At 71.0% G+C, this 22,739-nt stretch carries 21 protein-coding genes and 2 riboswitches; of the genes, 10 read left to right on the forward strand and 11 right to left on the reverse strand.

The features are described 5' to 3' along the window. Nucleotides 1-44 precede the first annotated feature (44 nt). Nucleotides 45-863 (reverse strand): amidohydrolase family protein, encoded by an 819-nt coding sequence (locus ORV05_RS04455; RefSeq protein ID WP_268757172.1) that lies wholly within the window; start codon nucleotides 861-863, stop codon nucleotides 45-47. 152 nt (nucleotides 864-1,015) lie between these two features. Here ORV05_RS04455 and ORV05_RS04460 point away from each other — a divergent pair, with 152 nt between their 5' ends. From ORV05_RS04460 to ORV05_RS04495, 8 genes are all read left to right on the forward strand, one after another. Then, the gene (locus ORV05_RS04460) at nucleotides 1,016-2,362 is read left to right on the forward strand and encodes a glutamine synthetase family protein (protein WP_268759700.1); all 1,347 of its coding nucleotides are present in this window, start codon (nucleotides 1,016-1,018) and stop codon (nucleotides 2,360-2,362) included. Beyond that, nucleotides 2,343-3,062 carry a gamma-glutamyl-gamma-aminobutyrate hydrolase family protein gene (locus ORV05_RS04465; protein ID WP_268757173.1) on the forward strand — a complete coding sequence of 240 codons (720 nt, stop codon included), beginning with the start codon at nucleotides 2,343-2,345 and terminating at the stop codon, nucleotides 3,060-3,062. Before ORV05_RS04460 ends, ORV05_RS04465 begins: the two co-directional genes overlap by 20 nt. A 147-nt stretch (nucleotides 3,063-3,209) precedes the next feature. Beyond that, nucleotides 3,210-4,574, forward strand: coding sequence for an aldehyde dehydrogenase family protein (locus ORV05_RS04470; protein ID WP_268759701.1), 1,365 nt, complete (start codon nucleotides 3,210-3,212; stop codon nucleotides 4,572-4,574). A gap of 5 nt (nucleotides 4,575-4,579) precedes the next feature. After that, nucleotides 4,580-5,344, forward strand: coding sequence for a 3-oxoacyl-ACP reductase (locus ORV05_RS04475; RefSeq protein WP_268757174.1), 765 nt, complete (start codon nucleotides 4,580-4,582; stop codon nucleotides 5,342-5,344). Between the two features lie 42 nt (nucleotides 5,345-5,386). Beyond that, a riboswitch (glycine riboswitch) is annotated at nucleotides 5,387-5,480 on the forward strand. 1 nt (nucleotide 5,481) lies between these two features. Further along, nucleotides 5,482-5,573: riboswitch (glycine riboswitch) on the forward strand. Nucleotides 5,574-5,673: 100 nt separating this feature from the next. Continuing rightward, nucleotides 5,674-8,448 (forward strand): aminomethyl-transferring glycine dehydrogenase, encoded by a 2,775-nt coding sequence (gene gcvP / locus ORV05_RS04480; protein WP_268759702.1) that lies wholly within the window; start codon nucleotides 5,674-5,676, stop codon nucleotides 8,446-8,448. Nucleotides 8,449-8,451: 3 nt separating this feature from the next. Beyond that, on the forward strand, nucleotides 8,452-9,531 hold the full coding sequence (gcvT, locus tag ORV05_RS04485) for a glycine cleavage system aminomethyltransferase GcvT (protein WP_268757175.1): 1,080 nt from the start codon (nucleotides 8,452-8,454) through the stop codon (nucleotides 9,529-9,531). Between the two features lies 1 nt (nucleotide 9,532). Next, nucleotides 9,533-10,885 carry an L-serine ammonia-lyase gene (locus ORV05_RS04490; protein WP_268757176.1) on the forward strand — a complete coding sequence of 451 codons (1,353 nt, stop codon included), beginning with the start codon at nucleotides 9,533-9,535 and terminating at the stop codon, nucleotides 10,883-10,885. Nucleotide 10,886: 1 nt separating this feature from the next. Next, complete coding sequence (locus ORV05_RS04495) at nucleotides 10,887-11,597, forward strand: FadR/GntR family transcriptional regulator (protein WP_268757177.1); 711 nt, start codon at nucleotides 10,887-10,889, stop codon at nucleotides 11,595-11,597. A 30-nt stretch (nucleotides 11,598-11,627) separates the two neighbouring features. On the opposite strand, the gene ORV05_RS04500 is transcribed toward ORV05_RS04495, so the two are convergent. Then, nucleotides 11,628-11,840: a hypothetical protein gene (locus ORV05_RS04500; RefSeq protein WP_268757178.1), complete on the reverse strand. Its 213-nt coding sequence runs from the start codon at nucleotides 11,838-11,840 to the stop codon at nucleotides 11,628-11,630. A gap of 130 nt (nucleotides 11,841-11,970) precedes the next feature. Here ORV05_RS04500 and ORV05_RS04505 point away from each other — a divergent pair, with 130 nt between their 5' ends. Next, nucleotides 11,971-13,194, forward strand: a complete 1,224-nt coding sequence (locus ORV05_RS04505) for an NAD(P)/FAD-dependent oxidoreductase (RefSeq protein WP_268757179.1) — start codon at nucleotides 11,971-11,973, stop codon at nucleotides 13,192-13,194. A 110-nt stretch (nucleotides 13,195-13,304) separates the two neighbouring features. On the opposite strand, the gene ORV05_RS04510 is transcribed toward ORV05_RS04505, so the two are convergent. The 9 genes from ORV05_RS04510 to ORV05_RS04550 all read right to left on the reverse strand — a co-directional run bounded on the left by ORV05_RS04510 (nucleotide 13,305) and on the right by ORV05_RS04550 (nucleotide 21,406). After that, entirely contained in the window at nucleotides 13,305-14,540 is a 1,236-nt protein-coding gene (locus ORV05_RS04510) for a Bcr/CflA family multidrug efflux MFS transporter (protein ID WP_268757180.1), read from the reverse strand. Nucleotides 14,541-14,668: 128 nt separating this feature from the next. Continuing rightward, nucleotides 14,669-15,778 carry a serine hydrolase domain-containing protein gene (locus ORV05_RS04515; protein WP_268759703.1) on the reverse strand — a complete coding sequence of 370 codons (1,110 nt, stop codon included), beginning with the start codon at nucleotides 15,776-15,778 and terminating at the stop codon, nucleotides 14,669-14,671. Next, entirely contained in the window at nucleotides 15,693-16,316 is a 624-nt protein-coding gene (locus ORV05_RS04520; protein WP_268757181.1) for a hypothetical protein, read from the reverse strand. Before ORV05_RS04520 ends, ORV05_RS04515 begins: the two co-directional genes overlap by 86 nt. 68 nt (nucleotides 16,317-16,384) lie before the next feature. Continuing rightward, nucleotides 16,385-17,017 (reverse strand): tetratricopeptide repeat protein, encoded by a 633-nt coding sequence (locus ORV05_RS04525; protein ID WP_268757182.1) that lies wholly within the window; start codon nucleotides 17,015-17,017, stop codon nucleotides 16,385-16,387. Beyond that, nucleotides 17,014-18,030: a DNA polymerase III subunit beta family protein gene (locus tag ORV05_RS04530; protein ID WP_268757183.1), complete on the reverse strand. Its 1,017-nt coding sequence runs from the start codon at nucleotides 18,028-18,030 to the stop codon at nucleotides 17,014-17,016. Before ORV05_RS04530 ends, ORV05_RS04525 begins: the two co-directional genes overlap by 4 nt. Nucleotides 18,031-18,084: 54 nt before the next feature. Beyond that, entirely contained in the window at nucleotides 18,085-19,371 is a 1,287-nt protein-coding gene (locus ORV05_RS04535; RefSeq protein ID WP_268757184.1) for a hypothetical protein, read from the reverse strand. A gap of 159 nt (nucleotides 19,372-19,530) precedes the next feature. Further along, entirely contained in the window at nucleotides 19,531-20,064 is a 534-nt protein-coding gene (locus tag ORV05_RS04540) for a DUF3558 domain-containing protein (protein ID WP_268757185.1), read from the reverse strand. Between the two features lie 8 nt (nucleotides 20,065-20,072). Further along, the gene (locus ORV05_RS04545) at nucleotides 20,073-20,513 is read right to left on the reverse strand and encodes a hypothetical protein (RefSeq protein WP_268757186.1); all 441 of its coding nucleotides are present in this window, start codon (nucleotides 20,511-20,513) and stop codon (nucleotides 20,073-20,075) included. A 113-nt stretch (nucleotides 20,514-20,626) separates the two neighbouring features. Next, entirely contained in the window at nucleotides 20,627-21,406 is a 780-nt protein-coding gene (locus ORV05_RS04550; RefSeq protein WP_268757187.1) for an ESX secretion-associated protein EspG, read from the reverse strand. A 167-nt stretch (nucleotides 21,407-21,573) separates the two neighbouring features. Between ORV05_RS04550 and ORV05_RS04555 the strand changes: the two genes are divergently transcribed. After that, on the forward strand, nucleotides 21,574-22,737 hold the full coding sequence (locus ORV05_RS04555; protein ID WP_268757188.1) for a lactate 2-monooxygenase: 1,164 nt from the start codon (nucleotides 21,574-21,576) through the stop codon (nucleotides 22,735-22,737). Nucleotides 22,738-22,739 lie beyond the last annotated feature (2 nt).

Consider the following 22,739-nt stretch of genomic DNA (forward strand, 5'->3'; position numbering starts at 1 on the left):
CAGAAAGACCTCGCGGCCTCTGTCGCCTTCTCCCAGTGAGGCCCTCAGAGCGGCAGGGAGAACACGCGACGGGCGTTGCCGCCGAGGAAGCACTCCTTCGCTTCGGGGCCGAGCCGGAGTTCATCGAGTTTTTTCAGGCACTGCGCGGGCGTGAGCATCGGGTAGTTGCTGCCGAACAACACCCGGGTGCGCCCGCGCCCCCGCAGGAACTCGACGAGTTCGGCGGGCAGCCGGTGCACGGCGTAGGCGGAGGTGTCCACGTAGAAGTTCGGGTATTTCGTCGCCAGGGACAGCACTTCCGGCAACCACGGGTACCCCACGTGCCCGCCGACCACCACCAGTTGGGGGAAGTCGAGCAGCACCTCGTCCAGGTAGGGGATCGGCCGTCCCGGTTCGGACGGGCAGAGCGGGCCGGTGTGCCCGATCTGCGTGCAGAACGGCACGTCCTCCTCGACGCAGGCGACGTAGACCGGGTAGTAGCGCCGGTCGTTCGGGGGCAGGTTCCACAGCCAGGGGACCACGCGCACGCCGACGAAGCCGAGGTCCCGCACGCACCGGCGGATCTCCCGTACCGCGCCGACCGGATCGGTCAGGTCCACGGTGGCGATCCCGGCGAACCGGTCCGGGTGCCGTTCGACGAGCGCGGCGACCTCGTCGTTGGAGATCAGCACGCCGTGGGGGGAGTGCCAGGCCGACAGCAGCCCCAGGCGCACGCCCGCGGCGTCCATCGCGTCGAGGGTCTCGGCGGTGGTGGGTGCGAGCCGGGACATTCCGGTCCAGCGCACCAGCGTCTCCAGCCACGGTTGCGCCATGAACCGCGCGTTGGGCTGCTGCATCCACACGTCGATGATCTCGTCAGGCATCGGTTTCCCCTTCGCGCCGCGGCGGAGTCCGCGGGAAAAGCGTGGCCCGGCTTGACAGGGACGGTCAATGGATCAATAGTGAGCCTTTGAGGGGGTCGAGCGGCGCGCGGAAGGGTAACCGGATGACCGACCGGATCAGCACTGCCAGGGGCATGCTCACCGTCGACCGGCTGCGGGAACTGGCTGATTCCGGCGCGATCGACACCGTTCTCGTCGCGATGACCGACATGCAGGGCCGCCTCCAGGGCAAGAGGTGCGCGGCGCGGTACTTCCTCGAGGAGGTCGTGCCGCACGCGACCGAGGCCTGCAACTACCTGCTCGCCGTGGACGTGGACATGAACACCGTCGACGGTTTCGCGATGTCCTCCTGGGAGAAGGGCTACGGCGACTTCGTGCTCCGCCCCGACCTGGGCACCCTGCGCCTGCTGCCCTGGCATCCGGGGACCGCGCTGGTGCTCGCGGACGTGGAGTGGGTCGAGGGCGGGGCAGTGCCCGCGTCGCCGCGGCAGGTGCTGCGAGGCCAGGTCGACCGGCTCGCCGAGCGCGGCCTGACCGCGTACGTGGGCACCGAACTGGAGTTCATCGTCTTCGACGACAGCTACGAGCAGGCCTGGCGGCGCGGGTACCGCGAGCTCGCCCCGGCCAACCAGTACAACGTGGACTACTCGCTGCTGGGCACCGGTCGCCTCGAGCCGCTGCTGCGCCGGATCCGCAACGAGATGGCTGGTGCCGGGATGTACGTCGAGTCCGCCAAGGGCGAGTGCAACCCCGGGCAGCACGAGATCGCCTTCCGCTACACCGACGCGCTGTCCACTTGCGACAACCACAGCATCTACAAGACCGGGGCCAAGGAGATCGCCGCCCAGGAGGGCCGGAGCCTGACCTTCATGGCCAAGTACAACGAGCGCGAGGGCAACTCCTGCCACATCCACCTCAGCCTGCGCTCGGCCGAGGGCGAACCGGTGCTCGCCGGGGACGGCCCGCGCGGGTTCTCCCCGGTGATGGAGCACTTCCTGGCCGGGCAGCTGGCCTGCCTGCGCGAGCTGACCTACTTCTTCGCGCCGAACATCAACTCCTACAAGCGTTTCGCGGCGGGCAGCTTCGCGCCCACGGCGGTGGCCTGGGGCACGGACAACCGCACCTGCGCGCTGCGGGTGGTCGGGCACGGACCGTCGTTGCGGGTCGAAAACCGTGTTCCCGGCGGTGACGTGAACCCCTACCTCGCGGTGGCGGCGCTGGTGGCCGCCGGCCTGCACGGGATCGAGCACGAACTGCCGCTCGAACCCGAGTTCACCGGCAACGCCTACGCTTCGGGCAAACCGGCCGTGCCGTCGAACCTGCGGGACGCGGCCGCACTGCTGGCGAAGAGCGAGGTCGCCCGCACGGCCTTCGGCGACGAGGTCGTCGAGCACTATCTGAACTCCGCCCGCGTCGAACTCGCCGCGTTCGACGCGGCCGTCACCGATTGGGAGCGGATCCGTGGTTTCGAACGGCTCTGAGCCCACCCGGCGCGCCTCGCGGCCGGTGGTCGGTATCTCGACCTATGTGGAGCAGGCGCGCTGGGGTGTGTGGGACACCGGCGCCGCACTGGTGCCACGGTCCTATGTGGACTGCGTGGTGCGCGCGGGCGGCGTTCCGGTGCTGCTGCCCTCGGTCGGCACGGACACCTCGGCGCTGGCCGCCGTCGACGCGGTGGTGATCGCCGGGGGCGCCGACGTCGATCCCGCACGCTACGGCGAGACACCGCACGAGAAAACCGTCAGCCGCCCCGAACGGGATGCGTTCGAGTTCGCGCTGACGGCCGATGCCGTGGCGCGAGGACTGCCGGTGCTGGGCGTGTGCCGGGGCCTGCAGGTGCTCAACGTCGCGCTGGGCGGTTCGCTGACCCAGCACCTGCCCGAGAAGCTCGGGCACGCCGAGCACCAGCCGGGGCCCGGCGTCTACGGGCACAACCGGATCATGCTGGCCGCCGGCAGCCGGGCGGCCGCGATCCTCGGCACCCAGGCGAAGGGGCACTGCTACCACCATCAGGCCGTGGCGCGGCTCGGCACGGGGCTGCGGGCGGTGGGCTGGGCGGCGGACGGCACCATCGAGGCGGTGGAGCTGCCCGGCGAGCGGTTCGTGCTCGGGGTGCAGTGGCATCCGGAACAGGACGTGGAAGACGTACGGCTGTTCGCGGCGCTCCTGGAGGCCGCATGAGCGAGACTGGCGAAGCCCCCGCTCATGCGGGCCGACCGGGTGCGGGTGTCCCGCAAAACACTGGAGGCGGCATGAGCGAGGTCGCGACCAGAGCCGTGAGGGGTCGCCTCACGGCACCAACACACTGGAGGCGGTGTGAGTGAGCTTGTGACCACTGTGGACGTGGTCAACCCGGCGACCGAGGAGGTCCTCACCTCGGTGCCGCTGGCTTCGCTGGAGGAGACCGACGAGGCGATCGCGCGGGCGCAGGCGGCCCTGCCCGCATGGCGCGCCGTCGCCCCCGGCGACCGCGCGCGGTTGCTGCGGGCCTTCGCCGAGGCGGTGGACGCGGACCGGGAGCACCTGGCCCGGCTGGAGGTGCGCAACTCCGGGCACACGATCTCCAACGCCCGCTGGGAGGCGGGCAACGTCCGTGACGTGCTGCACTACTACGCGGCGGCGCCCGAACGGCTGCTCGGCAGCCAGATCCCGGTACCGGGCGGGGTGAACGTCACGTTCCACGAACCGCTCGGCGTGGTGGGGATCATCGTGCCGTGGAACTTCCCGCTGCCGATCGCGGCCTGGGGGTTCGCCCCCGCGCTGGCCGCCGGGAACACCGTGGTGCTGAAACCGGCCGAGTCGACCCCGCTGACCGCGCTTCGGCTGGCGGAACTGGCGCGGCAGGCCGGCCTGCCCGAGGACGTGTTCCAGGTGCTGCCGGGGGCGGGGCCCGTGGTGGGGCAGCGGTTCGTGACCCATCCCGCGGTGCGCAAGGTCGTGTTCACCGGCTCCACCGCGGTGGGCAAGCGGATCATGGCGGGCTGCGCGGAGCAGGTGAAGCGGGTCACCCTCGAACTCGGCGGCAAGAGCGCGAACATCGTCTTCGCCGACGCGGACCTGGAGAGGGCCGCGGCGACCGCGCCCTACGGCGTGTTCGACAACGCGGGCCAGGACTGCTGCGCCCGGTCCCGCATCCTGGTGGAACGGCCGGTTTACGACCGGTTCCTGGAGCTGCTGGAACCGGCGGTGCGCGGGGTGGTGGTCGGCGACCCGGCCGACGAGCGCACCGAGATGGGCCCGCTGATCTCCGCGGCGCACCGGGCGAAGGTGGCCTCCTACGTCACGGACGGCACGAGGGTCGCCTTCCGGGGGAGCGCCCCGGACGGTCCCGGTTTCTGGTTCCCGCCCACCGTGGTGCTGCCGGAGTCCCCGACCGATCCGCTGGTCACCGACGAGATCTTCGGCCCGGTGGTGGCGGTGGTGCCGTTCGACGGCGAGGCGGACGCGATCCGGCTGGCCAACGACACCGCCTACGGGCTGTCCGGGTCGATCTGGACCTCGGACGTGGGCCGGGCGTTGCGGGTCTCGCGGGGGGTCGAGGCGGGCAACCTGTCGGTCAACTCGCATTCTTCGGTGCGGTACTGGACGCCGTTCGGCGGGTTCAAGCAGTCCGGCCTCGGCCGGGAGCTCGGCCCGGCGGCGGCCGAGTCCTTCACCGAGACCAAGAACGTCTTCCTGAGCACGGAGGTATGAGGTCCATGCAGCGTTTCGACGGCCGCGTCGCGGTGATCACCGGCGGGGGCAGCGGCATCGGCCTGGCCACGGCCCGGCGGCTGGCGGGCGAGGGCGCCAAGGTGGTGATCGCCGACGTCGACGCGGTCGCGGGCAAGGCCGCCGCCGACGAGGTGGACGGCGAGTTCATCGCCACGGACGTGACGAGCGAGGCGCAGGTCCAGGCGCTGTTCGACACCACCGTGGCGCGGTTCGGCTCGCTGGACGTGGCGTTCAACAACGCCGGGATCTCCCCGCCCGAGGACGACTCGATCCTCACCACCGGCATCGAGGCCTGGCAGAAGGTGCAGCAGGTCAACCTCACCTCGGTCTACCTGTGCTGCCGGTACGCGATCCCCCACATGCAGCGCCAGGGCAAGGGTTCCATCGTCAACACCGCTTCCTTCGTGGCGGTGATGGGCGCGGCGACCTCGCAGATCTCCTACACCGCGTCGAAGGGCGGGGTGCTGGCCATGACCCGTGAACTGGGCGTGCAGTTCGCGCGGGAGGGCATCCGGGTGAACGCGCTGTGCCCGGGACCGGTCAACACGCCGCTGCTGCGGGAGCTGTTCGCCAAGGACCCGGAACGGGCCGCCCGCAGGCTGGTGCACGTGCCGCTGGGCCGGTTCGCCGAGCCGGAGGAGATCGCCGCCGCGGTGGCCTTCCTCGCCAGCGATGATGCGTCGTTCATCACGGCGTCGCAGTTCCTGGTGGACGGTGGGATCAGCGGCGCGTACGTTACCCCGCTGTAAGGGCGCTGTAGAGTGAAACCAGACAACTGAACACGGCCGACATGAGCCTGAGCGGGAGAGCCCCCGTCGCCACACGGGGCACCGAAGGAGCAACTTCCCCGCCAATCTCTCAGGTACCAGTTACCGCTCGGGCCAGGCCACTCTGGAAAGCAGGCGCAGCCGGTGCGCCTCACCCAAGGTGAAAGCCGCGCGAGCGGTGAAACTCTCAGGTGCCGATGACAGAGGGGGAGTTCCCAGCCGCGGGCGAGCGAGTCCGCGTCCGGTAGTGAGGAGCTCCCGTGTTGTTCGCCGACCGCCATATCGGACCGTCCGGGCACGAGCAGGCCAAGATGCTCGCCGAGTGCGGGTACTCGAGCCTCGACGCGCTCGTGGAGGCGGCCGTGCCCACGGCCATCCGCAACCCCCGCGAACTCGACCTGCCCGTGGCGGCCTCCGAGCAGGACGCACTCGCCGAGCTGCGGGCGCTCGCGGCCAAGAACCGGCCGATGACGCAGATGATCGGGCTGGGTTTCCACGACACGGTCACCCCCGCGGTGATCCGCCGCAACGTGCTGGAAAGCCCCGCCTGGTACACCGCCTACACGCCCTACCAGCCCGAGATCTCGCAGGGCAGGCTCGAAGCACTGCTCAACTTCCAGACCATGGTGTCCGACCTGACCGGCCTGGACACCGCGAACGCGTCGCTGCTGGACGAGTCCACCGCGGTGGCCGAGGCCGTGATGCTGATGCGGCGCGCCTCCAAGGCCAAGTCGCAGCGGGTGGTGCTGGACGCCGAATGCCTGCCGCAGACCATCGCGGTGGTGCGCACCCGTGCCGAGGCGGTCGGCATCGAGGTGGTGGTACGCGATCTGGCCACCGGCCTGCCCGAGGAGTTCTTCGGCGTGGTCGTGCAGTACCCCGGGGCCTCCGGTGTCCTGCGCGGCAAGGGTTTCTACGAGGCGATCGGGACCGTGGCCAGGGAGGCGGGCGCGCTCTACACCGTCGCCGCAGACCTGCTGGCCCTCACCCTGATCGAGGCGCCGGGCGAGTTCGGCGCCGACATCGCGGCCGGGACCACGCAGCGCTTCGGGGTGCCGCTCGGCTACGGCGGCCCGCACGCCGGGTACCTGGCCGTGCGGTCCGGCCTTCAGCGGTCGATGCCCGGCCGTCTCGTCGGGGTCTCGGTGGACGCCGACGGCGCCCCGGCCTACCGCCTGGCGCTGCAGACCCGGGAGCAGCACATCCGCCGCGAGAAGGCCACCTCCAACATCTGCACCGCCCAGGTGCTGCCCGCGGTGCTGGCCGCGATGTACGCGGTCTACCACGGCCCGGACGGACTGCGGGACATCGCCGCCCGCGTGCACTCCCTCGCCTCCGGGCTGGCGGCCGCGCTGCGGGACGGCGGGGTCGAGGTCGTCCACGAGAGCTTCTTCGACACGGTGCTGGTGCGGGTGCCCGGCCGTGCCGCCCGGCTGGTCGGCGACGCACGCCGCTTCGGCATCAACCTCGGCCTGGCCGACGAGGACCACATCCGCATCGCCTGCGACGAGGTCACCACGCTGGACGCACTGCGCCGGGTGCTGCTCGCCTTCGACCTGGAGGCCCACGCGGAGCCGGGCGCCCCGGCGCTGCCCGCCGGGCTGGCCCGCCGGTCGGAGTTCCTGACTCACGAGGTCTTCCACTCGCACCGCTCCGAGACCGCAATGCTGCGCTACCTGCGGCGACTGTCCGATCAGGACTACGCACTGGACCGCGGCATGATCCCCCTCGGCTCGTGCACCATGAAGCTCAACGCGACCGCGGAGATGGAGCCGATCACCTGGCCCGCCTTCGCCGGACTGCACCCGTTCGCCCCGGCCGAGGACGCCGCGGGCTACCGCGAGCTGATCGGCCAGCTGTGCGACTGGCTGGCCGAGGTCACCGGCTACCACAGCGTTTCGCTGCAGCCGAACGCCGGAAGCCAGGGCGAACTGGCCGGGCTGCTGGCGATCCGCGCCTACCACCGGGCCAACGGGCAGGCCGGGCGCACCGTCTGCCTGATCCCGTCCTCGGCGCACGGCACGAACGCCGCCTCCGCGGCGCTGGCCGGGATGCGCGTGGTGGTGGTCGCCTGCAACGACGACGGCGATGTCGACCTGGCCGATCTGCAGGCCAAAGTGGACGCCCACCGCGACAGCCTGGCCGCGATCATGGTCACCTACCCGTCCACCCACGGCGTGTACGAGAACGGCATCAACGAGATCGCCCGGATCGTGCACGAGGGCGGCGGCCAGGTCTATGTGGACGGTGCCAACCTCAACGCGCTGCTCGGGCTGGCGAAGCCGGGCGAGTTCGGCGGCGACGTGTCGCACCTGAACCTGCACAAGACGTTCTGCATCCCGCACGGCGGTGGCGGGCCGGGCGTGGGGCCGGTCGCGGTGCGCGAGCACCTCGCGCCGTACCTGCCGAACCACCCGCTGGACGAGGCGGCGGGCCCGGCCACCGGGGTCGGCCCGATCTCGGCCGCACCGTACGGTTCCGCGTCGATCCTGCCGATCTCGTGGGCCTACGTGCGGATGATGGGTGCCCCCGGGCTGACTTCGGCCACCAAGGTCGCGGTGCTGGCCGCGAACTACGTGGCCGCACGCCTGGCCCCGCACTACCCGGTGCTCTACACCGGGCGCAACGGCCTGGTCGCCCACGAGTGCATCCTGGACCTGCGCGCGCTCACCAAGCGCACCGGCGTGACCGTGGACGACGTCGCGAAGCGCCTTGTGGACTACGGGTTCCACGCGCCGACGATGTCCTTCCCGGTGGCGGGCACGCTGATGGTCGAGCCGACCGAGAGCGAGGACGTGGCCGAGATCGACCGGTTCTGCGACGCGATGATCGCCATCCGCCGCGAGATCGAGGAGATCGCCGAGGGCCGCTGGCCGGTGGAGCGCAGTCCGCTGCGCAACGCCCCGCACACCGCGGAAACGCTGACCTCGGACTGGGATCTGCCCTACGACCGGAAGCTGGCGGTGTACCCGCAGGGAGTCTCGCCCAAGGCGAAGTACTGGCCGCCGGTCCGCCGCATCGACGGCGCCTACGGCGACCGCAACCTCGTCTGCTCGTGCCCGCCGATCGAAGCCTACGGGAGCTGACCGATGCACACCGCACTCCATGGCGTCCACAAAGGACTCGGCGCGCTGTTCACCGACTTCGCGGGCTGGGAGATGCCGGTCCGGTACTCGAGCGAGCTCGCCGAGCACCGGGCCGTGCGTGAAGCCGCGGGCCTGTTCGACCTCTCGCACATGGGCGAGATCGAGCTGACCGGCCCGCAGGCGGCGCAGGCGCTGGACTACGCGCTGGTCGGCGCGCTGTCCGCGGTCAAGCCCGGCCGCGCCCGCTACACGATGATCTGCGCGCCCGACGGCGGCGTGCTGGACGACCTCGTGGTGTACCGGCTGGCCGAGGAGAGGTTCCTCGTCGTCGCCAACGCCGGCAACGCGCCCGCCGTCGCCGCCGAGCTCACCGCCCGTGCCTCCGGCTTCGATGCCGAGGTCACCGACCGTTCGGCCGAAACCGCGCTGGTCGCGGTGCAGGGCCCGCACTCCGCGGCGATCGTGGGCGCGGTGACCGGAGCCGATCTGGCGGAGCTGAAGTACTACGCGAGCATGCCCGCCCGGGTGCGGGAACACGAGGTGCTGCTGGCGCGCACCGGTTACACCGGCGAGGACGGCTTCGAACTGTACGTGCCCGCGGCCGAAGCCGCGGACCTGTGGCGGATCCTCAGCGAGGCCGGAGCGGCGCACGGGCTGCTGCCCGCCGGGCTGGCCTGCCGGGACACGCTGCGGCTGGAAGCCGGAATGCCCTTGTACGGCAACGAACTGAACCGCGAGCTGTCGCCGTTCGACGCCGGTCTCGGCCGCGTGGTGAAGTTCGACAAGCCCGGTGACTTCGTCGGCAGGGACGCGCTGGCGGGCCGGACCGAACCGGAGAAGATCCTGGTGGGCCTGCGCGGCAGCGGGCGGCGGGCGCCCCGGCACGGCTACCGCGTGCTGGACGGGGACCGCGAGATCGGGGAGATCACCAGCGGTGCGCTGTCCCCGACGCTGGGCCATCCGATCGCCATGGCCTACGTGCCCGCCGGTTACGGCGAGCCGGGGACGGGCCTGTCGGTGGACATCCGGGGCCGCATCGAACCGGTCGAGGTGGTTTCGATGCCGTTCTACCGCCGCGGCTGAAATGGCCATCAGCGTCTTCGACCTGTTCTCGATCGGGATCGGGCCGTCGAGTTCGCACACCGTCGGCCCGATGCGGGCGGCCTGCCTGTTCGTCGCGGCGCTGGCCGAAGAGGGACTGCTCGGGCGCACCACCCGCGTCCGGGTCGAACTGTTCGGCTCGCTGGGGGCGACCGGGCACGGCCACGGCAGCGACCGGGCCGTCCTTTTGGGACTGTCCGGTGAGCGGCCCGAGGACGTGGACACCGCTTCGGTGCCGGAAAAGGTCTCGCGGATAAGGGAAACCGGCCTGCTGCCCCTTCCCGGCGGCCCCGAGATCGCCTTCGACGAGCGGACCGATCTGGTGCTGCACCGGCGCCGGTCCCTGCCGGAGCACCCGAACGGCATGGTCTTCCGCGCGTTCGGGCCGGACCTGCTGGCCGAACGCACGTACTACTCGGTCGGCGGCGGTTTCGTCCGCGGCGAGCACGGGATCGCCGAGGACGACACGAAGCTGCCCCACCCCTTCTCCACCGGCGCCGAACTGCTCACGCTGTGCCGCGAAACCGGGCTGCCGATCAGCGAGATCATGCTGCGCAACGAGCTTTCCTGGCGCAGCCGCGACGAAATCAGGCAGGGCCTGCTGCACATCTGGGAGGTCATGGCCGGCTGCGTGCGCGAGGGCTGCGCGCGCGACGGCGTGCTGCCCGGCGGGCTGAAGGTACCCCGGCGGGCGAAGGCCCTGCACGCCAAGTTGCTCGCCGAGGAGGGCACCGAGGACTCGCTGTCCGCAATGGACTGGGTCAGCCTGTACGCGCTCGCGGTCAACGAGGAGAACGCCTCCGGGGGCCGCGTGGTGACGGCGCCGACGAACGGGGCCGCCGGGATCATCCCGGCGGTGCTGCACTACTACCGCCGTTTCGTCCGGGAGTCGAACGACGACGGGGTGGTCACCTTCCTGCTCACCGCCGGGGCGATCGGGTCGATCCTCAAGCAGACCGGCTCCATCTCGGGCGCGGAGGTGGGCTGCCAGGGAGAAGTGGGCTCCGCGTGCGCGATGGCCGCGGCGGGGCTGACCGAGGTGCTGGGCGGCACCCCCGCGCAGGTGGAGAACGCGGCGGAGATCGGGGTCGAGCACCATCTGGGGCTCACCTGCGATCCGGTCGGCGGGCTGGTGCAGATCCCGTGCATCGAACGCAACGCGGTCGGCGCGGCGAAGGCGATCCACGCGGCGCGCATGGCGCTGCGCGGCGACGGCGTCCACGTGGTGACCCTGGACAAGGCGATCAAGACCATGCGCGAGACCGGCGCGGACATGAAGGTCAAGTACAAGGAGACCGCGCGCGGCGGACTCGCCGTCAACGTGATCGAATGCTGACATGGAAAGCGGCGCGGGGGAGGCGTTGTTCCGGCCGGTGAGGGCCGGGAACGCGTTCGAGGAGACGGTCGAGCGCCTGCTGCAGGCCATCCGGCTCGGGGTCGTCGGTGCGGGTGAGCGGCTTCCCGCCGAACGGGAACTGGCCGAGAGGCTCGGCGTCAGCCGGGTCACGCTGCGGGAAGCGATCAGGGCGCTCGCCGACGCGGGGTACGTCGAATCGCGGCGGGGCCGCTACGGCGGCACCTTCGTCAACGAGACGCTGCCGGAGCCGCCGGAGGAGGAGAGCCTGCGGCTCACCGTGGCCGAACTCGAGGACACCCTGAGCCTGCGGCACGTGCTGGAGACCGGCGCCGCGGAACTGGCCGCGAGCCGCCCGCTCGATGCGGCCGGGCGCGAACACCTGACCGCGACGCTGGCCGAGGCCTCCGCCGCCGATCTCGCCGACTACCGGCGCCGGGACTCGCGCCTGCACCTGGCGATCGCCGAGGTGACCGGATCCGGCTCGCTCACCTCCGCGGTGGCGGACGTGCGGATGCGGGTGAACCGGCTGCTCGACCGGATCCCGCTGCTGGAGCCGAACCTCGAGCACTCCAACGTCCAGCACGACGCGATCGTCCGGGCGATCCTCGCCGGTGAGGCGGCGACCGCCCGCCAGGCCATGGCCGAACACCTGGAGGGCACGGAGTCCCTGCTCCGCGCCTTCCTCGCCTGAGCAGTCCCGGCCGGCCCGGGCCGTCCGGGCTCAGCGGCGGTGCCGGTGGCGCGGGAGGTCCAGGCTGAGCAACGCGTCGCGCAGCGCCGCGCGCAGGCGGCCCGCGTCCAGCGGGGCGAGTACCGTCGCCTCGCCCGGCGGCGGGACGAGCACCACCTGCCCGCCCTCGATGAACACGGTCAGCACCTGCCGTCTGCCGATCACGTCCCGGCAGGTGATGGACCACTCGTCCCGGATCGCCACCCTGAGCCGCCTCCCTCTCGCGTCGAGCGGACGACGATGCGACGGGCGGCGCTTGTTGTCGTGACGCCAGCGGCGGAAATCGCCGCGTGGCGGTACCGTGAGCCACGTCACTGGCGGAGGGAGACAGGGCATGCCGCAACCCCAGCGGATCGTGATCATCGGCGCCGGTCTCGGCGGTGCCTCGGCAGCGGCTGCGCTACGGGAAGGCGGTTACCCGGGTGAGGTCGTGGTGCTCGGCGGCGAGTCGCACCGGCCGTACGAGCTGCCCGCGCTGTCGAAGGGGCTTCTGCTCGGCGAAACCGACGAGCCCGACTGGGTGCGGGACGAGGACTTCTACCGGCAGCACGACATCGACCTGCGCCTCGGCACCGTCGCCACGCGCGTCGAACTGGGCGCCCGCCTGGTCCTCGACGGGCACGGCGGTGAGCATCGTTTCGACAAACTCCTGCTGGCCACCGGTTCCCGGCCCCGGATGCTCCCGGTGCCCGGGGCCGACCTGACCGGGGTGCACACGCTCCGCACCCTCGACGACGCCCTCACCCTGCGGTCCGAGTTCGCGCGAGTGAACCAGGTGGTGATCATCGGTGCGGGCTGGATCGGCACGGAAGTGGCGGCCGCGGCGCGCAAGCACGAGGTGGACGTGACCGTGGTCGACCGCCTGCCCGCGCCCCTGCTGCCGGTGCTCGGCCCGGAGATCGCGTCGGTGTTCCAGGACCTGCACACCCTGCACGGGGTGCGATGGCGCCTCGACAGCGGGATCACCGAGCTGACCGGCGGCCCGGACGGGGTGCACGGGGTGCGGCTGGCGGACGGCACCGAACTGCCCGCCGAACTGGTGCTGGTCGCGGTGGGCGTGAAACCCCGCGCCGACCTGGCGCACGCGGCCGGGCTCGAACTGTCCGACGACGGCGGCGTCGCCGTGGACGCGGCCCTGCGCACGTCCGGGCCGGACATCTACGCCGTCGGCGACATCGCCGCCCAGTTCCACCCGCGCTACGACCGGCGGGTGCGCGTCGAGCACTGGGCCAACGCGAAGAACCAGGGCACTCACGTCGCCCAGAACCTCGTCGGGGCGCACGAGCCGTACCTCAACTCACCGTACTTCTTCTCCGACCAGTACGACCTGGGATGCGAGTACCGGGGACTGGCGAACCTCGACACCGACCGGCTCGTGGTGCGCGGCGACCTGGCCGGGCGCCGGTTCATCGCGTTCTGGGTGCGCGACGGGCGCGTCCAGGCGGCGATGAACGTCAACGACTGGGACCACGGGGACGCACTGAAGCGCATCGTGGACGGACAACTCACGGTGGACGACGACACACTGACCAACGGCGACCTGTCCAGCCTCGGTTAGGCCAGGGCGTTGCCGTGAAGGGCCCCTTCACGGTCGATAGGCGTTCTTTCCCGTGAGGGGACCCCTCACGGCAGTCGTTCGACAGGGGAACGGCACTCCGGGGACCAGGTTTAGGCGGGGAGAGGGGTGGGCTTCCGGGTGGTCAGGGTCGCGAAGGCGATCAGGGCGGCGACGGCGAAGCCGGCCATGATCGAGGCCATCGGGATCGCGGTGGTGGTGCCGCCCAGGCTGACCAGCGGGGTGGCGAGCCCGCCGATCACGAACTGGAGCACGCCCAGCAATGCCGAGGCCGCGCCCGCGTGGTGCGGGTGTTCGGCGAGCGCGAGCGAGGACGAGTTCGGCATGACCAGGCCGATGCTGGCGACCAGGATGACCAGCGGGACGAGCAGCGCGGGCAGCGGAAGCGCGAACACGGCCGCGAGCAGGACGCCGGTGCCGCCCAGCGCCGAGGCGACGAGGCCGGCCGCCAGCAGCCGGCGTTCGGGGAACCGGCCGACCAGGCGGCCGTTGAGCTGACCGGCGAGCACGATGCCCACACCGTTGCCGCCGAAGACCAGGCTGAACTGCTGCGCGCTCAGCCCGTAGACACCCTGGAGCACGAACGAAGACGCGGACACGTACGCGAACAGGCCCGCGAACATCAGACCGCCGGCGAGCGCGTAGCCGGTGAAGGTCCGATCGGCCAGCAGCCCGGCGTAGGTGCGCAGCGTGGCGCCGAGGCGGGCGGGGCGGCGGCCTTCGGCGGGCAGCGATTCGGGCAGGCCCAGCGCCACGGACACCAGCAGCAGGACACCGAACAGGGTCAGCACGACGAACACGCCGCGCCACGAGGTCACCCGCAGCAACTGGCCGCCGATGACCGGGGCGAGGATCGGGCCGAGCCCGCTGACCAGCATCAGCATCGAGAAGAACTTGGTCATCGCGGTGCCGGAGTACAGATCGCGGACGGTCGCGCGGGCGATCACGATCCCGGCCGCGGCCCCGAGCGCCTGTAGCGCACGGAAGGCGATCAGCAACTCGGCGGAAGAGCTCAGCGCGCACAACACCGAAGAAAACGCATACAACACGAGGCCGGTGAGCAGCGGCTTGCGACGGCCCACGGCGTCGGACATCGGTCCCGCGACCAACTGCCCGACCGCGAGGCCGATGATGAACGCGGTGAGTGTCAACTGCAGGACCGCGTCCGGGCTGTGCAGGTCGCCCGCCATCCGGGGCAGCGCGGGCAGGTACATGTCGATCGACAAGGGGGCGAAGGCCGACAGGCCCCCGAGGATCAGGGTGTAGCGGAGGGTGCTGGGTCTGGGGCGTGCCACGGGGGCCGTCAACGAGGTCTCGATCGCACTCATCTGTCTCCTGTCTCCGACAGACGGCCAACCCCCGCCATGGCGGGGGTATTCCTGAGTGTGGGCTGTGCCACTTGGCCCACGGGCAGGCGCTTTCACGAGGGAAGGCGCCTGCCCGTCCGGACGGCCGCCTACGGTGCGGTGGCCGCGTTGGCGATCTTCCAGATGATCTCGGGCTGGCCGGATTCGTCCTTGCTGGTGGTGTTGACCGAGTACACGATCCGCCGCTGCAGGTCCCGGGTGGCGAAAACACCGCTGGTGTAGCCGTAACGGGTGCCGGTCTTGCCCCACACGGTCACGCCGTTGATCTTGGTCGCCAAGAGCCCCTCGCTGTAGAAGGCGGGCTGGCCGGTGCCGAAGACCTTCACCGGCGGCAGGGTGAACATCAGTCCCAGTTCCCTGGCGGGCAGCAGTTCCCCGCGGAACAGGGCGGTGAAGAACCGGTCGAGGTCGGCGGCGGTGGAGATCATTCCTCCGGCGGCCCACGGAATGGACTGGTTCATGCTGGTGACATCGACCAGCGTCCCGTTGGCCCGGATGTAGCCGTGGACATACGGCTCAGGCAGGTCCGGGTCGTTGCCCGGCACGGAGGTTTCGCGCAGATCGAGCCTGCGCAGGATCCGGTCGCGCACCTCGTCGCCGTACGCGCGCCCCGTCACCTTCTCCACCAGCATTCCGGCGACGATGTAGTTGGTGTTGGTGTACTGCTGCGCAGTGCCGGGCGCGAAGTTCATCGGGTGCCGCGTGGCGGTGGCCAGCACCTGGTCCGGGGTGAAGACGGTGTACCGGTTGTCGACCATCCACTGTGGATCTTCGGGGAAGTCGATGTGGGGCAGACCGCTGGTGTGGTCGAGCAGCTGCGCGACGGTGATGTCGGGGTAGCCGGCCGGGAGCACGCCGGGCAGGTAGTGCTGGACGGGCCGGTCGAGGTCGATGCGGTGTTCGGCGGCGAGCTGGAGCACGACCACGGCGGTGAAGATCTTGGTGATGCTGCCGATCCGGAAGTGCGCGTCGGCGGGCACCGGCGCGTTGGTGCTCAGGTCGGCCACGCCGGAGGTGCCGGTCCAGCAGCCCGCACGGCCGCGGATCTGCAGCAGGGCGCCGGTGGCTTCGTCGGAAGGGAGGCCGGAGATCGCCTCGGTCAGTGCCGCGGCGTCAACCGGCGGCAGCGTGGAAGCGCTGCTGCCCGCGGCAAGGGCGGAGGGGGTGGTCACGGTGGTCAACAACGCGGCGCCGGTCATGACCGCGGCGATTCCCCGGAGAAGGGGGTTCCTTTTCATGATCGACAGCCTGTCGGCGGACGGGGCTCGCGCCATCCGGGGGAAGCCCCCAAACGCCGGTTCCGGGTTCCCTAGGGGAATTCCCGGAGGGCGCCGCGGCACGGAAGACGGGCGAGTCGAGGGCGACCACCGCGCACAACGCCACCAGCGACAGCTCCGGCACCGCGCAGACCAGCGCCTGGGCCAGATCGGCGCCGGACTGCGCGGTGAGCACGTCGAACCAGGCGTCGAGCAGCGCGATCGCCCCCACCGCGGCCGCGGTCACTCCCGACCTGCCGTCCCCGCGCCGGTACAGCCACCCGGTGGCCGCACAGCCCAGCGCCATCATCAGGTCGAGGCCGATCCAGGCGGTGGCCCAGTGCCGGACCTCGGTGGCCTGCGGGGAGAGCGGCAGGGTCTCGGCCAGCACGATCACCCACGGCACCAGCAGCACCGCGGCCCCCAGGAAGAGCTTCGACACCCAGCGCCGGGCGCCGGTGGAGAGGGTGAAGTTGCGCATGCCCCAAGCCTCGCACCGGGTGAAGCCGCTGCCTTCCGGGAGAAACCCCGGTTTTGATCATGTGCGGGTCAGGGGAGCGCCGCGATGGCGCGCTGAATCTCTTCCTGCTCCGGCAACCGCTTTCCGGCGTGCAGCATGCGCAGTGCCGTGCCCAGCCGTTCCCGGTCGGCGGCCGTGCCGAGGTCGCTCAGGTAGGGGTCGAGCAGGAGGGCCAGCGCCCGCAGATCCTGGCGCGCGCAGAAGGCGTTCAGCAACGCGCGGACCCGTTCCGACAGCTCGTCGTGCCCCCGGAATTCACGGAGCGCACCGGCGATCCAGTGCCGCACCCAGTCGCCGTACTGGCCCGGCGGAAGGTCCCCGAGCCGCTGGGCGGCCTGTTCGTAGTGGCGGCGGGCCCGTTCGGGATCGCCGAGTTCGGCGTAGGCGCGCCCCATGTTGCCGTGCAGCGACGGGTAGAAGGCGCGGACCCGTTCGTCGCCGATCCGGTCGGCCGCCTGAAGTGAGATCCGGTTCCAGCGCAGGGTCTCCTCCGGGCTGTCCTGCTGGCGCGCCAGATAGTGGGCGGCGACGCAGGATTCGTAGTCGTCCGTGGCCGCGTCCCAGGCTCGGCGGAAGAGGTCGCGGGCGAGGGCGGCGTCACCACGCGCCTCGGCGGCCATGCCCTGGGCACACAGGGCTACGACGGGATTGTCCGGATTCACCGCGGTTCTCCTGAGAACTCGATGGGCATGACGAGAGTGGTGAACGCCCCCTGGTCCGCAGACCGGAGGACGACAGGCTGGAGTGCGTCGGTGAGTTCGAGGAGCACGTCGCTGCCCACGCTCGCGTCGAGCGCCGGGCCGAGCACGGCGGGATCGAAACCGACGGTGAGCGGGGCCGGGTCGCACAGTACGGGAAGTGTGCGCCCGCCGACGGCGAGTTCGTTGCGGCCCGGCCGGAGCGCGACGGGTCCGGTGCCGAGCGCGTCGCGCAGGGCACGGCGATCGACGAGGACGCGGTGGCGCGGTGGGGCCAACGCGGCCAGCATCTGCCGGTAATCGGGAAACTCACCGTCCATTGTGGTCATTTCCTGGCCGTCGAGTTCGCGCCGCCCGAGGTCGATCCCCACCTCGGCCCGCCGGGCCACCAGGGCGGCCAGCTCCCGTGCCGAAGCCGCGGGCAGCAGCAGGGAACCGCTGCCGCCCGAGGTCTCCGGCCGCAGGGCGCGCAGCGCGAAGCGGTAGCGGTCGGTGGCGACCAGCCGCAGTTCGTCCTCCGCGAGTTCGACCAGCACACAGCCCAGCACCGGCATCTCGTCCGCAGGGGCGCCGGTGGCGGCCGAGGGCAGCACCTGCCGGATCGCCGCGGCCAGTTCCCAGCCCAGCACCGTCGCCACGGCGCCGTCGAGCCCGTGCAGGACACGGTCGAGCGCCGCCGTCGCGGTCTCGGTGTCCCGGCGGATCCTGCGCCGGTGCGCCTCCAGCACCTCGCGCGCCGCTTCGATGGGACCGTCGAGCACCGTTCCCACCTCGGGCAGCGGAAGGCCCGCGGTGCGCAGGTCCCGCAGCAGGAGTGCGCGCTGCCGCTGATCGGGGCGGTAGTACCGGTAGCCGCTCGCTTCGTCCACGTGGGCGGGTTCGAGCACACCGCAGTCGTCGTAGAACCGCAGCGCGCTCGGGGTGAGGCCGGCCAGGCGCGCGAAGGCGCCGATGGTCAGCGACGGGGATTGGTCCATGACGCCGATTCTGGGCTTTCGAGCGGCTCGAAGGTCAAGGCCGCGGACCGCGGTTCACTCGCCGAGCACGGGCGGCGCGATCTTGTTGCCGTCCTTGTCGGTGTCCACCTCCAGGCCGAGCGCGGCGCCGGGGTCGGCCTCGACGAGGAACGCGGCGCGCTGGTGCTCCTTGTCCTCCTCGCCCTTCCTGCCGCCGCCCGCGACACCGGGCACACCGGGGGAACCGGCCTTGCCGGGCTTGCCCGCCGCGCCGTTCCGGGCCGCTTCCCCCGCGACCTTCGCCCCCGGCCCGGCCGTGCCGGACCTCTTGCCCGCGCCCGGCTCCCGCTCCGCGCCGCCGGGTGACCGGTCGGCGGCCCGTCCCGGCCCGTCGCCGGAACGGCTCGAACCACCGCGCTCGAGGCCGCCACCCGGACCGGTCCCGCCCACGATCGGCAGCAGCCCGGCGCTCACGCCGGGATCGAGCGTCGAACCCGGTAACCGGCTCCAACCACCCACTTCGCGCCCGGCGATCGGCGGGTTCGTGCTCGGGCCGGATCCGGTGCCGATGCCGTCCGAGACCTGGATGACGACCGGTGGCGAACCGGCGGCGCTCGTGGCAGGCCCGGGCGAGAGGACCGGAGGCGAGGGGGTGAACGCGCTTGCCGCGGTGTGATCGAAGTTCGGGACCGCGGCGGGGCGGCCGCCCGGATCGCCGACGGGTGCCGCCGGAGCCGGGGCGGTGAAGCTCTCGAGTTGGGGAGGGGCGGCATAGATGGGCTGGGTGGAGCCGCAGGAGTAGAGCATCCGGTCCCGCTGTGCCACCACCGCCACGGCCTGCTGCTGCGCGCGCATCGCGAGGTTCGCCTGCGCCATCATGTTCCGGTAGGTGCCGACCGCGCCCATGAGGTCCCCGCCGGCAAGTTGCCGCTGCGCCACGTCCAGGGACTGCGTCACGGTGCGCCCGGCGGGTTCGGGCATGCTGTTCCGTGCGTGGGACAAGGCCGCCGCGGTCTGTGAATAGCGGTTCGCCGCCAAGAACGCCGCATCCCCGGACGACTCCGCCCACGCCGAGTAGGCCGCCAGGTAGCCGAACGCCGACCGCGCTCCCTCGCCCTGCCAGCCCGCGGCTTCCTTCGACGCCGCCTGGCGCAGTTCCGCGGCCAACTCCTTGAACGCGTTGCCCAGATCGTTGACGATCATTCCCTGTTCGTCGACGTGCTCCGGACTGACACCGTCATGCACCATCAGGATCAACGTCTCGTGCGGCAGGGCGTGGTAAAACAGGTCCGAGGGGGTCAGGCCGCCCCGGTAACCGCCGCCCTCGGCGGCCACCTTCTGCTCGTACAGTTCGCCGGACACAACGGAGTATTTGCCCGCGATATCGGCCGGGTCCGGTACGGGCTCAAGCCACGGGTTCCTACCGGCTTGGGCCGCCGAGACCTCGGCGTACACCTCGGCCTCGTATGCACGACGCGTATACCCGTCGGTCCCGCCCGGCTGCGTCACGGCGATCCCCTCCTATTGCCCTTTCGGCAACAACGGCTCGACCTGCTGCGCCAACTGCCGCGCATCGGAACAGGCAGCGGCGGTGTCCAGACTGGACAACGTCACGTCGACCACTGCCCGGGCATGTGCACCAACCTCGATTGCGACAAGGCATTGACCTTCGATCTTTGAAGGAGCTTGCATCGCATTGCGCCCATTGATGTCGGTCGGCACAGCACCTGGGTCGGTCTTCTTGAACTCTGCGAGTCCTTGAACAGGATCGAGAGCCAGTCCGTACGAGGCATAACCAGGCTTCGAGGCATCGCATTCGTTGCGCCTCGTGATCCGCTCACCAGGGGCGAAGCCCTGGCCGGTAAGCACCTGGTCGAGGACTTGGCAGGCGGTCAGGTTGCCGAACAGGTTCGTACCGGTGCTGCTGGTGTTCGGCTTACTGGTGACCGTGACAGGAAGCGGCGTGCCGGTCATGGTGGTGGAGCAGCCCGTCAGTGCGATCACCGCACAGGTTGTACCGGCGAGCAGGCGGATGCTGCGGGTGCTGGTGGTCATGAAGGTCCTCAGTCTGTGAACGGGCCGAAGTGCTTGGTAGCGGCCTCATCCGACGCGTCGTAGTGCTTGATGGCCTCGTCGAACGCCCGCTCGAGTGCGACAAGGCTTTCCCTGGTCTTGTTGAACACCGGCAAGAGGGCCTGGCCATCTCCGATCATGGCTTCTTGGAAGTGTTTTGCGACTTTCTGCGCGTAGTCGTCATTTCCCAGCATTGGGGCCTTTTCAAGCCGACTGACCCGTCCCGTGATCTCGTTCAGCCGGTCCTGCATCCGCGTGACGGCGCGCTTCAGGTGGGTGCCGGTTTCTTCGTCTACGGCCCATTTTCCCGCCTTCGCGTCCGCGAGTAGTTTCCCGGCGTCGTCGGCCATCCTGTTGACCTGTTGTTCGCCGCCGAAGATGCCTGCCGTGCTGGAGCCGAATTGCCCGCTCGTGGTGTTGTCGTCGGCCATGATGACCGTTCCCCCCACCCGTCGATGCCGGTGATAACGGTTTACCGCGTTCCGACACGGTACCGTGCGGCGCACATTTTGTCGCAATTTCGCCGCGGCAAGTAGCTGTCGTGTTATCGATTCAGGCGGTCGCGTAGCCATTGGGCGATGCGGGCCCGGTCGGCGGGGGTGAGCGTGTGGCGCTCGGCGCCGTCGGACAGGGTTTCGGTGGTGAGGAAGAACCGGCCCCCCGTGGTGTCGAACCAGGTCAGCGACCCCACCTCGACCTCGCGGCCGCGCCTGGTCCGGGAGCCGGGTTCGCGGACGGAGCAGGTGATGGCTCCGGCGCGGACGACCGGTGCGGCGAAGAACCGCTCGGTGGCGCGGGGGCCACCGGACGGATTCGCTGGCACAGCGTCGATCCCGCCGAAGAAGTCCTCGCCGTGGTCCGTACCACTGGGGCGGGCGTCGCGGCTCTCGACATAGGTCACGGGTGCGCCGTGGACCGGTTCCCAGTCGGGCAGGAAACCCATCAGCTTGTCGACGACCTGTGCGGGACGGAGTTCGTCGAAGGTCAGCACGGTGCCTTTCTGACTGGTCAGCACGCCGGTCCGGCCCCGCCAGCCGCCGCGGTACGACAACCGCCGGTCGGCCTCGACCACGTTCACGACCTGCGTGAGCACCACCTCGGGTTCGGCCCAGACCCGCAGCAGTTCCTCGAAGTCGGCGCGCAGGCCGCCATGCCGGGACAGTCGGCCGTCCCGGTGGAGCCGCCGCCGGAACCGCTCGCGTCGCGCGGCGCGTTCGGCGCCGCTCTCGCCGAAGTACGGGATTTCGTGCGGGGCGATGAACCGCCCCAGGTCGAGGCCTTCGGCCAGGAAGTCCAGCTCGGTCAGATCGGCGTCGAACCTCACGGGTATTCGCCCCCCTGCGGCAACCGCGCACGTTCGTAACGTTCGGTAGTGACGGTATCTCGTGAGAGTAAGAGCCCGCGCCCAGGCGCGGCAAGCGGCCACCCGGCCCATTGATCGGGGAAGATGAGGGCGGACCGGCGCGGTGCACGGACAGGAAGGGCGGCGAAGTGGCCGAACGATTCGGGGGCTACCAGAACGAGATCTACCTGCAGGGGCTCGCCGGGACCACACCCGCGTTCTCCACGGACCCCACCACGCTGGACGGTGCGGCCTCGGGAGTGCTGACCCCCGAGGCGTGCGGATACGTGGCCGGTGGGGCCGGATCCGGTGCGACCATGCGCGCGAACCGCGAGGCCTTCGACCGCTGGAGGATCGTGCCCCGCATGCTCACCGGCGCCACCGAGCGGGACCTGTCCACCGAGCTGTTCGGCGCGACCCTGCCCGCCCCGGTGCTGCTCGCGCCGATCGGCGTGCAGACGATCGTGCACCCGGACGGCGAGCTCGCCACCGCGCGTGCCGCCGCCGCGCTCGGCGTGCCGATGATCCTTTCCACGGCCTCCGCGCACACCATCGAGGAGGTCGCCGAGGCCGGTGGCGACGGGCCGCGCTGGTTCCAGCTGTACTGGCCCTCCGACGACGAGGTCTGCGCCAGTATCCTCGCCCGGGCCCGAGCCGCCGGCTACTCCACGCTGGTCGTCACGCTCGACACCTGGACGCTGGCCTGGCGCCCGCAGGACCTCGACCGGGCCTACCTGCCGTTCCTCAAGGGCGAGGGCACCGCGATCCCGTTGTCCGACCCGGCGTTCCGGGCGCGGCTGCCCCGGCCGCCGGAGGAGGACCTGCCGAGCGCGATCCTGCAGTGGGTGGGCATGTTCACCGGCACCGACCACACCTGGGAACAGCTGCCGCTGATCCGGAAGCTGTGGGACGGCCCGATTCTGCTCAAGGGCATCCAGCACGTCGACGACGCGCGCCGGGCGGTGGCCGCCGGAATGGACGGGATCGTGGTGTCCAACCACGGTGGCAGGCAGGTCGACGGTGCGCTCGGCGCGCTGGACGCGCTGCCCGGGATCGCGCAGGCCGTGGGCGAGAAGATCGAGGTGCTGTTCGACTCCGGCGTCCGCACCGGTGCGGACGTGCTCAAGGCGCTGGCGCTGGGCGCGAAGGCGGTGCTGCTGGGCAGGCCGTTCGTGTACGGGCTCGGGCTGGCCGGTGAGGACGGCGTGCGGCACGTCCTGCGCAGCCTGCTCGCGGACTTCGACCTCACCCTGGGCCTGTCCGGTTACCGCCGCCCGGCCGAGCTCTCCCCGGCCGCTCTGTGCCGGGACTGAGC

It is taken from the genome of Amycolatopsis cynarae (genome assembly GCF_026802195.1).
In the GTDB taxonomy this organism is placed as follows: Bacteria; Actinomycetota; Actinomycetes; order Mycobacteriales; family Pseudonocardiaceae; genus Amycolatopsis_E; species Amycolatopsis_E rhizosphaerae.

Coding starts and splice junctions, on each gene's coding strand:
- ORV05_RS04455 (WP_268757172.1), bottom strand. CDS start 863: ATGCCTGACGAGATCATCGACGTGTGGATGCAGCAGCCCAACGCGCGG.
- ORV05_RS04460 (WP_268759700.1), top strand. CDS start 1,016: ATGCTCACCGTCGACCGGCTGCGGGAACTGGCTGATTCCGGCGCGATC.
- ORV05_RS04475 (WP_268757174.1), top strand. CDS start 4,580: ATGCAGCGTTTCGACGGCCGCGTCGCGGTGATCACCGGCGGGGGCAGC.
- gcvP (WP_268759702.1), top strand. CDS start 5,674: ATGCTCGCCGAGTGCGGGTACTCGAGCCTCGACGCGCTCGTGGAGGCG.
- gcvT (WP_268757175.1), top strand. CDS start 8,452: ATGCACACCGCACTCCATGGCGTCCACAAAGGACTCGGCGCGCTGTTC.
- ORV05_RS04490 (WP_268757176.1), top strand. CDS start 9,533: ATGGCCATCAGCGTCTTCGACCTGTTCTCGATCGGGATCGGGCCGTCG.
- ORV05_RS04495 (WP_268757177.1), top strand. CDS start 10,887: ATGGAAAGCGGCGCGGGGGAGGCGTTGTTCCGGCCGGTGAGGGCCGGG.
- ORV05_RS04505 (WP_268757179.1), top strand. CDS start 11,971: ATGCCGCAACCCCAGCGGATCGTGATCATCGGCGCCGGTCTCGGCGGT.
- ORV05_RS04510 (WP_268757180.1), bottom strand. CDS start 14,540: ATGAGTGCGATCGAGACCTCGTTGACGGCCCCCGTGGCACGCCCCAGA.
- ORV05_RS04515 (WP_268759703.1), bottom strand. CDS start 15,778: ATGACCGGCGCCGCGTTGTTGACCACCGTGACCACCCCCTCCGCCCTT.
- ORV05_RS04520 (WP_268757181.1), bottom strand. CDS start 16,316: ATGCGCAACTTCACCCTCTCCACCGGCGCCCGGCGCTGGGTGTCGAAG.
- ORV05_RS04530 (WP_268757183.1), bottom strand. CDS start 18,030: ATGGACCAATCCCCGTCGCTGACCATCGGCGCCTTCGCGCGCCTGGCC.
- ORV05_RS04540 (WP_268757185.1), bottom strand. CDS start 20,064: ATGACCACCAGCACCCGCAGCATCCGCCTGCTCGCCGGTACAACCTGT.
- ORV05_RS04545 (WP_268757186.1), bottom strand. CDS start 20,513: ATGGCCGACGACAACACCACGAGCGGGCAATTCGGCTCCAGCACGGCA.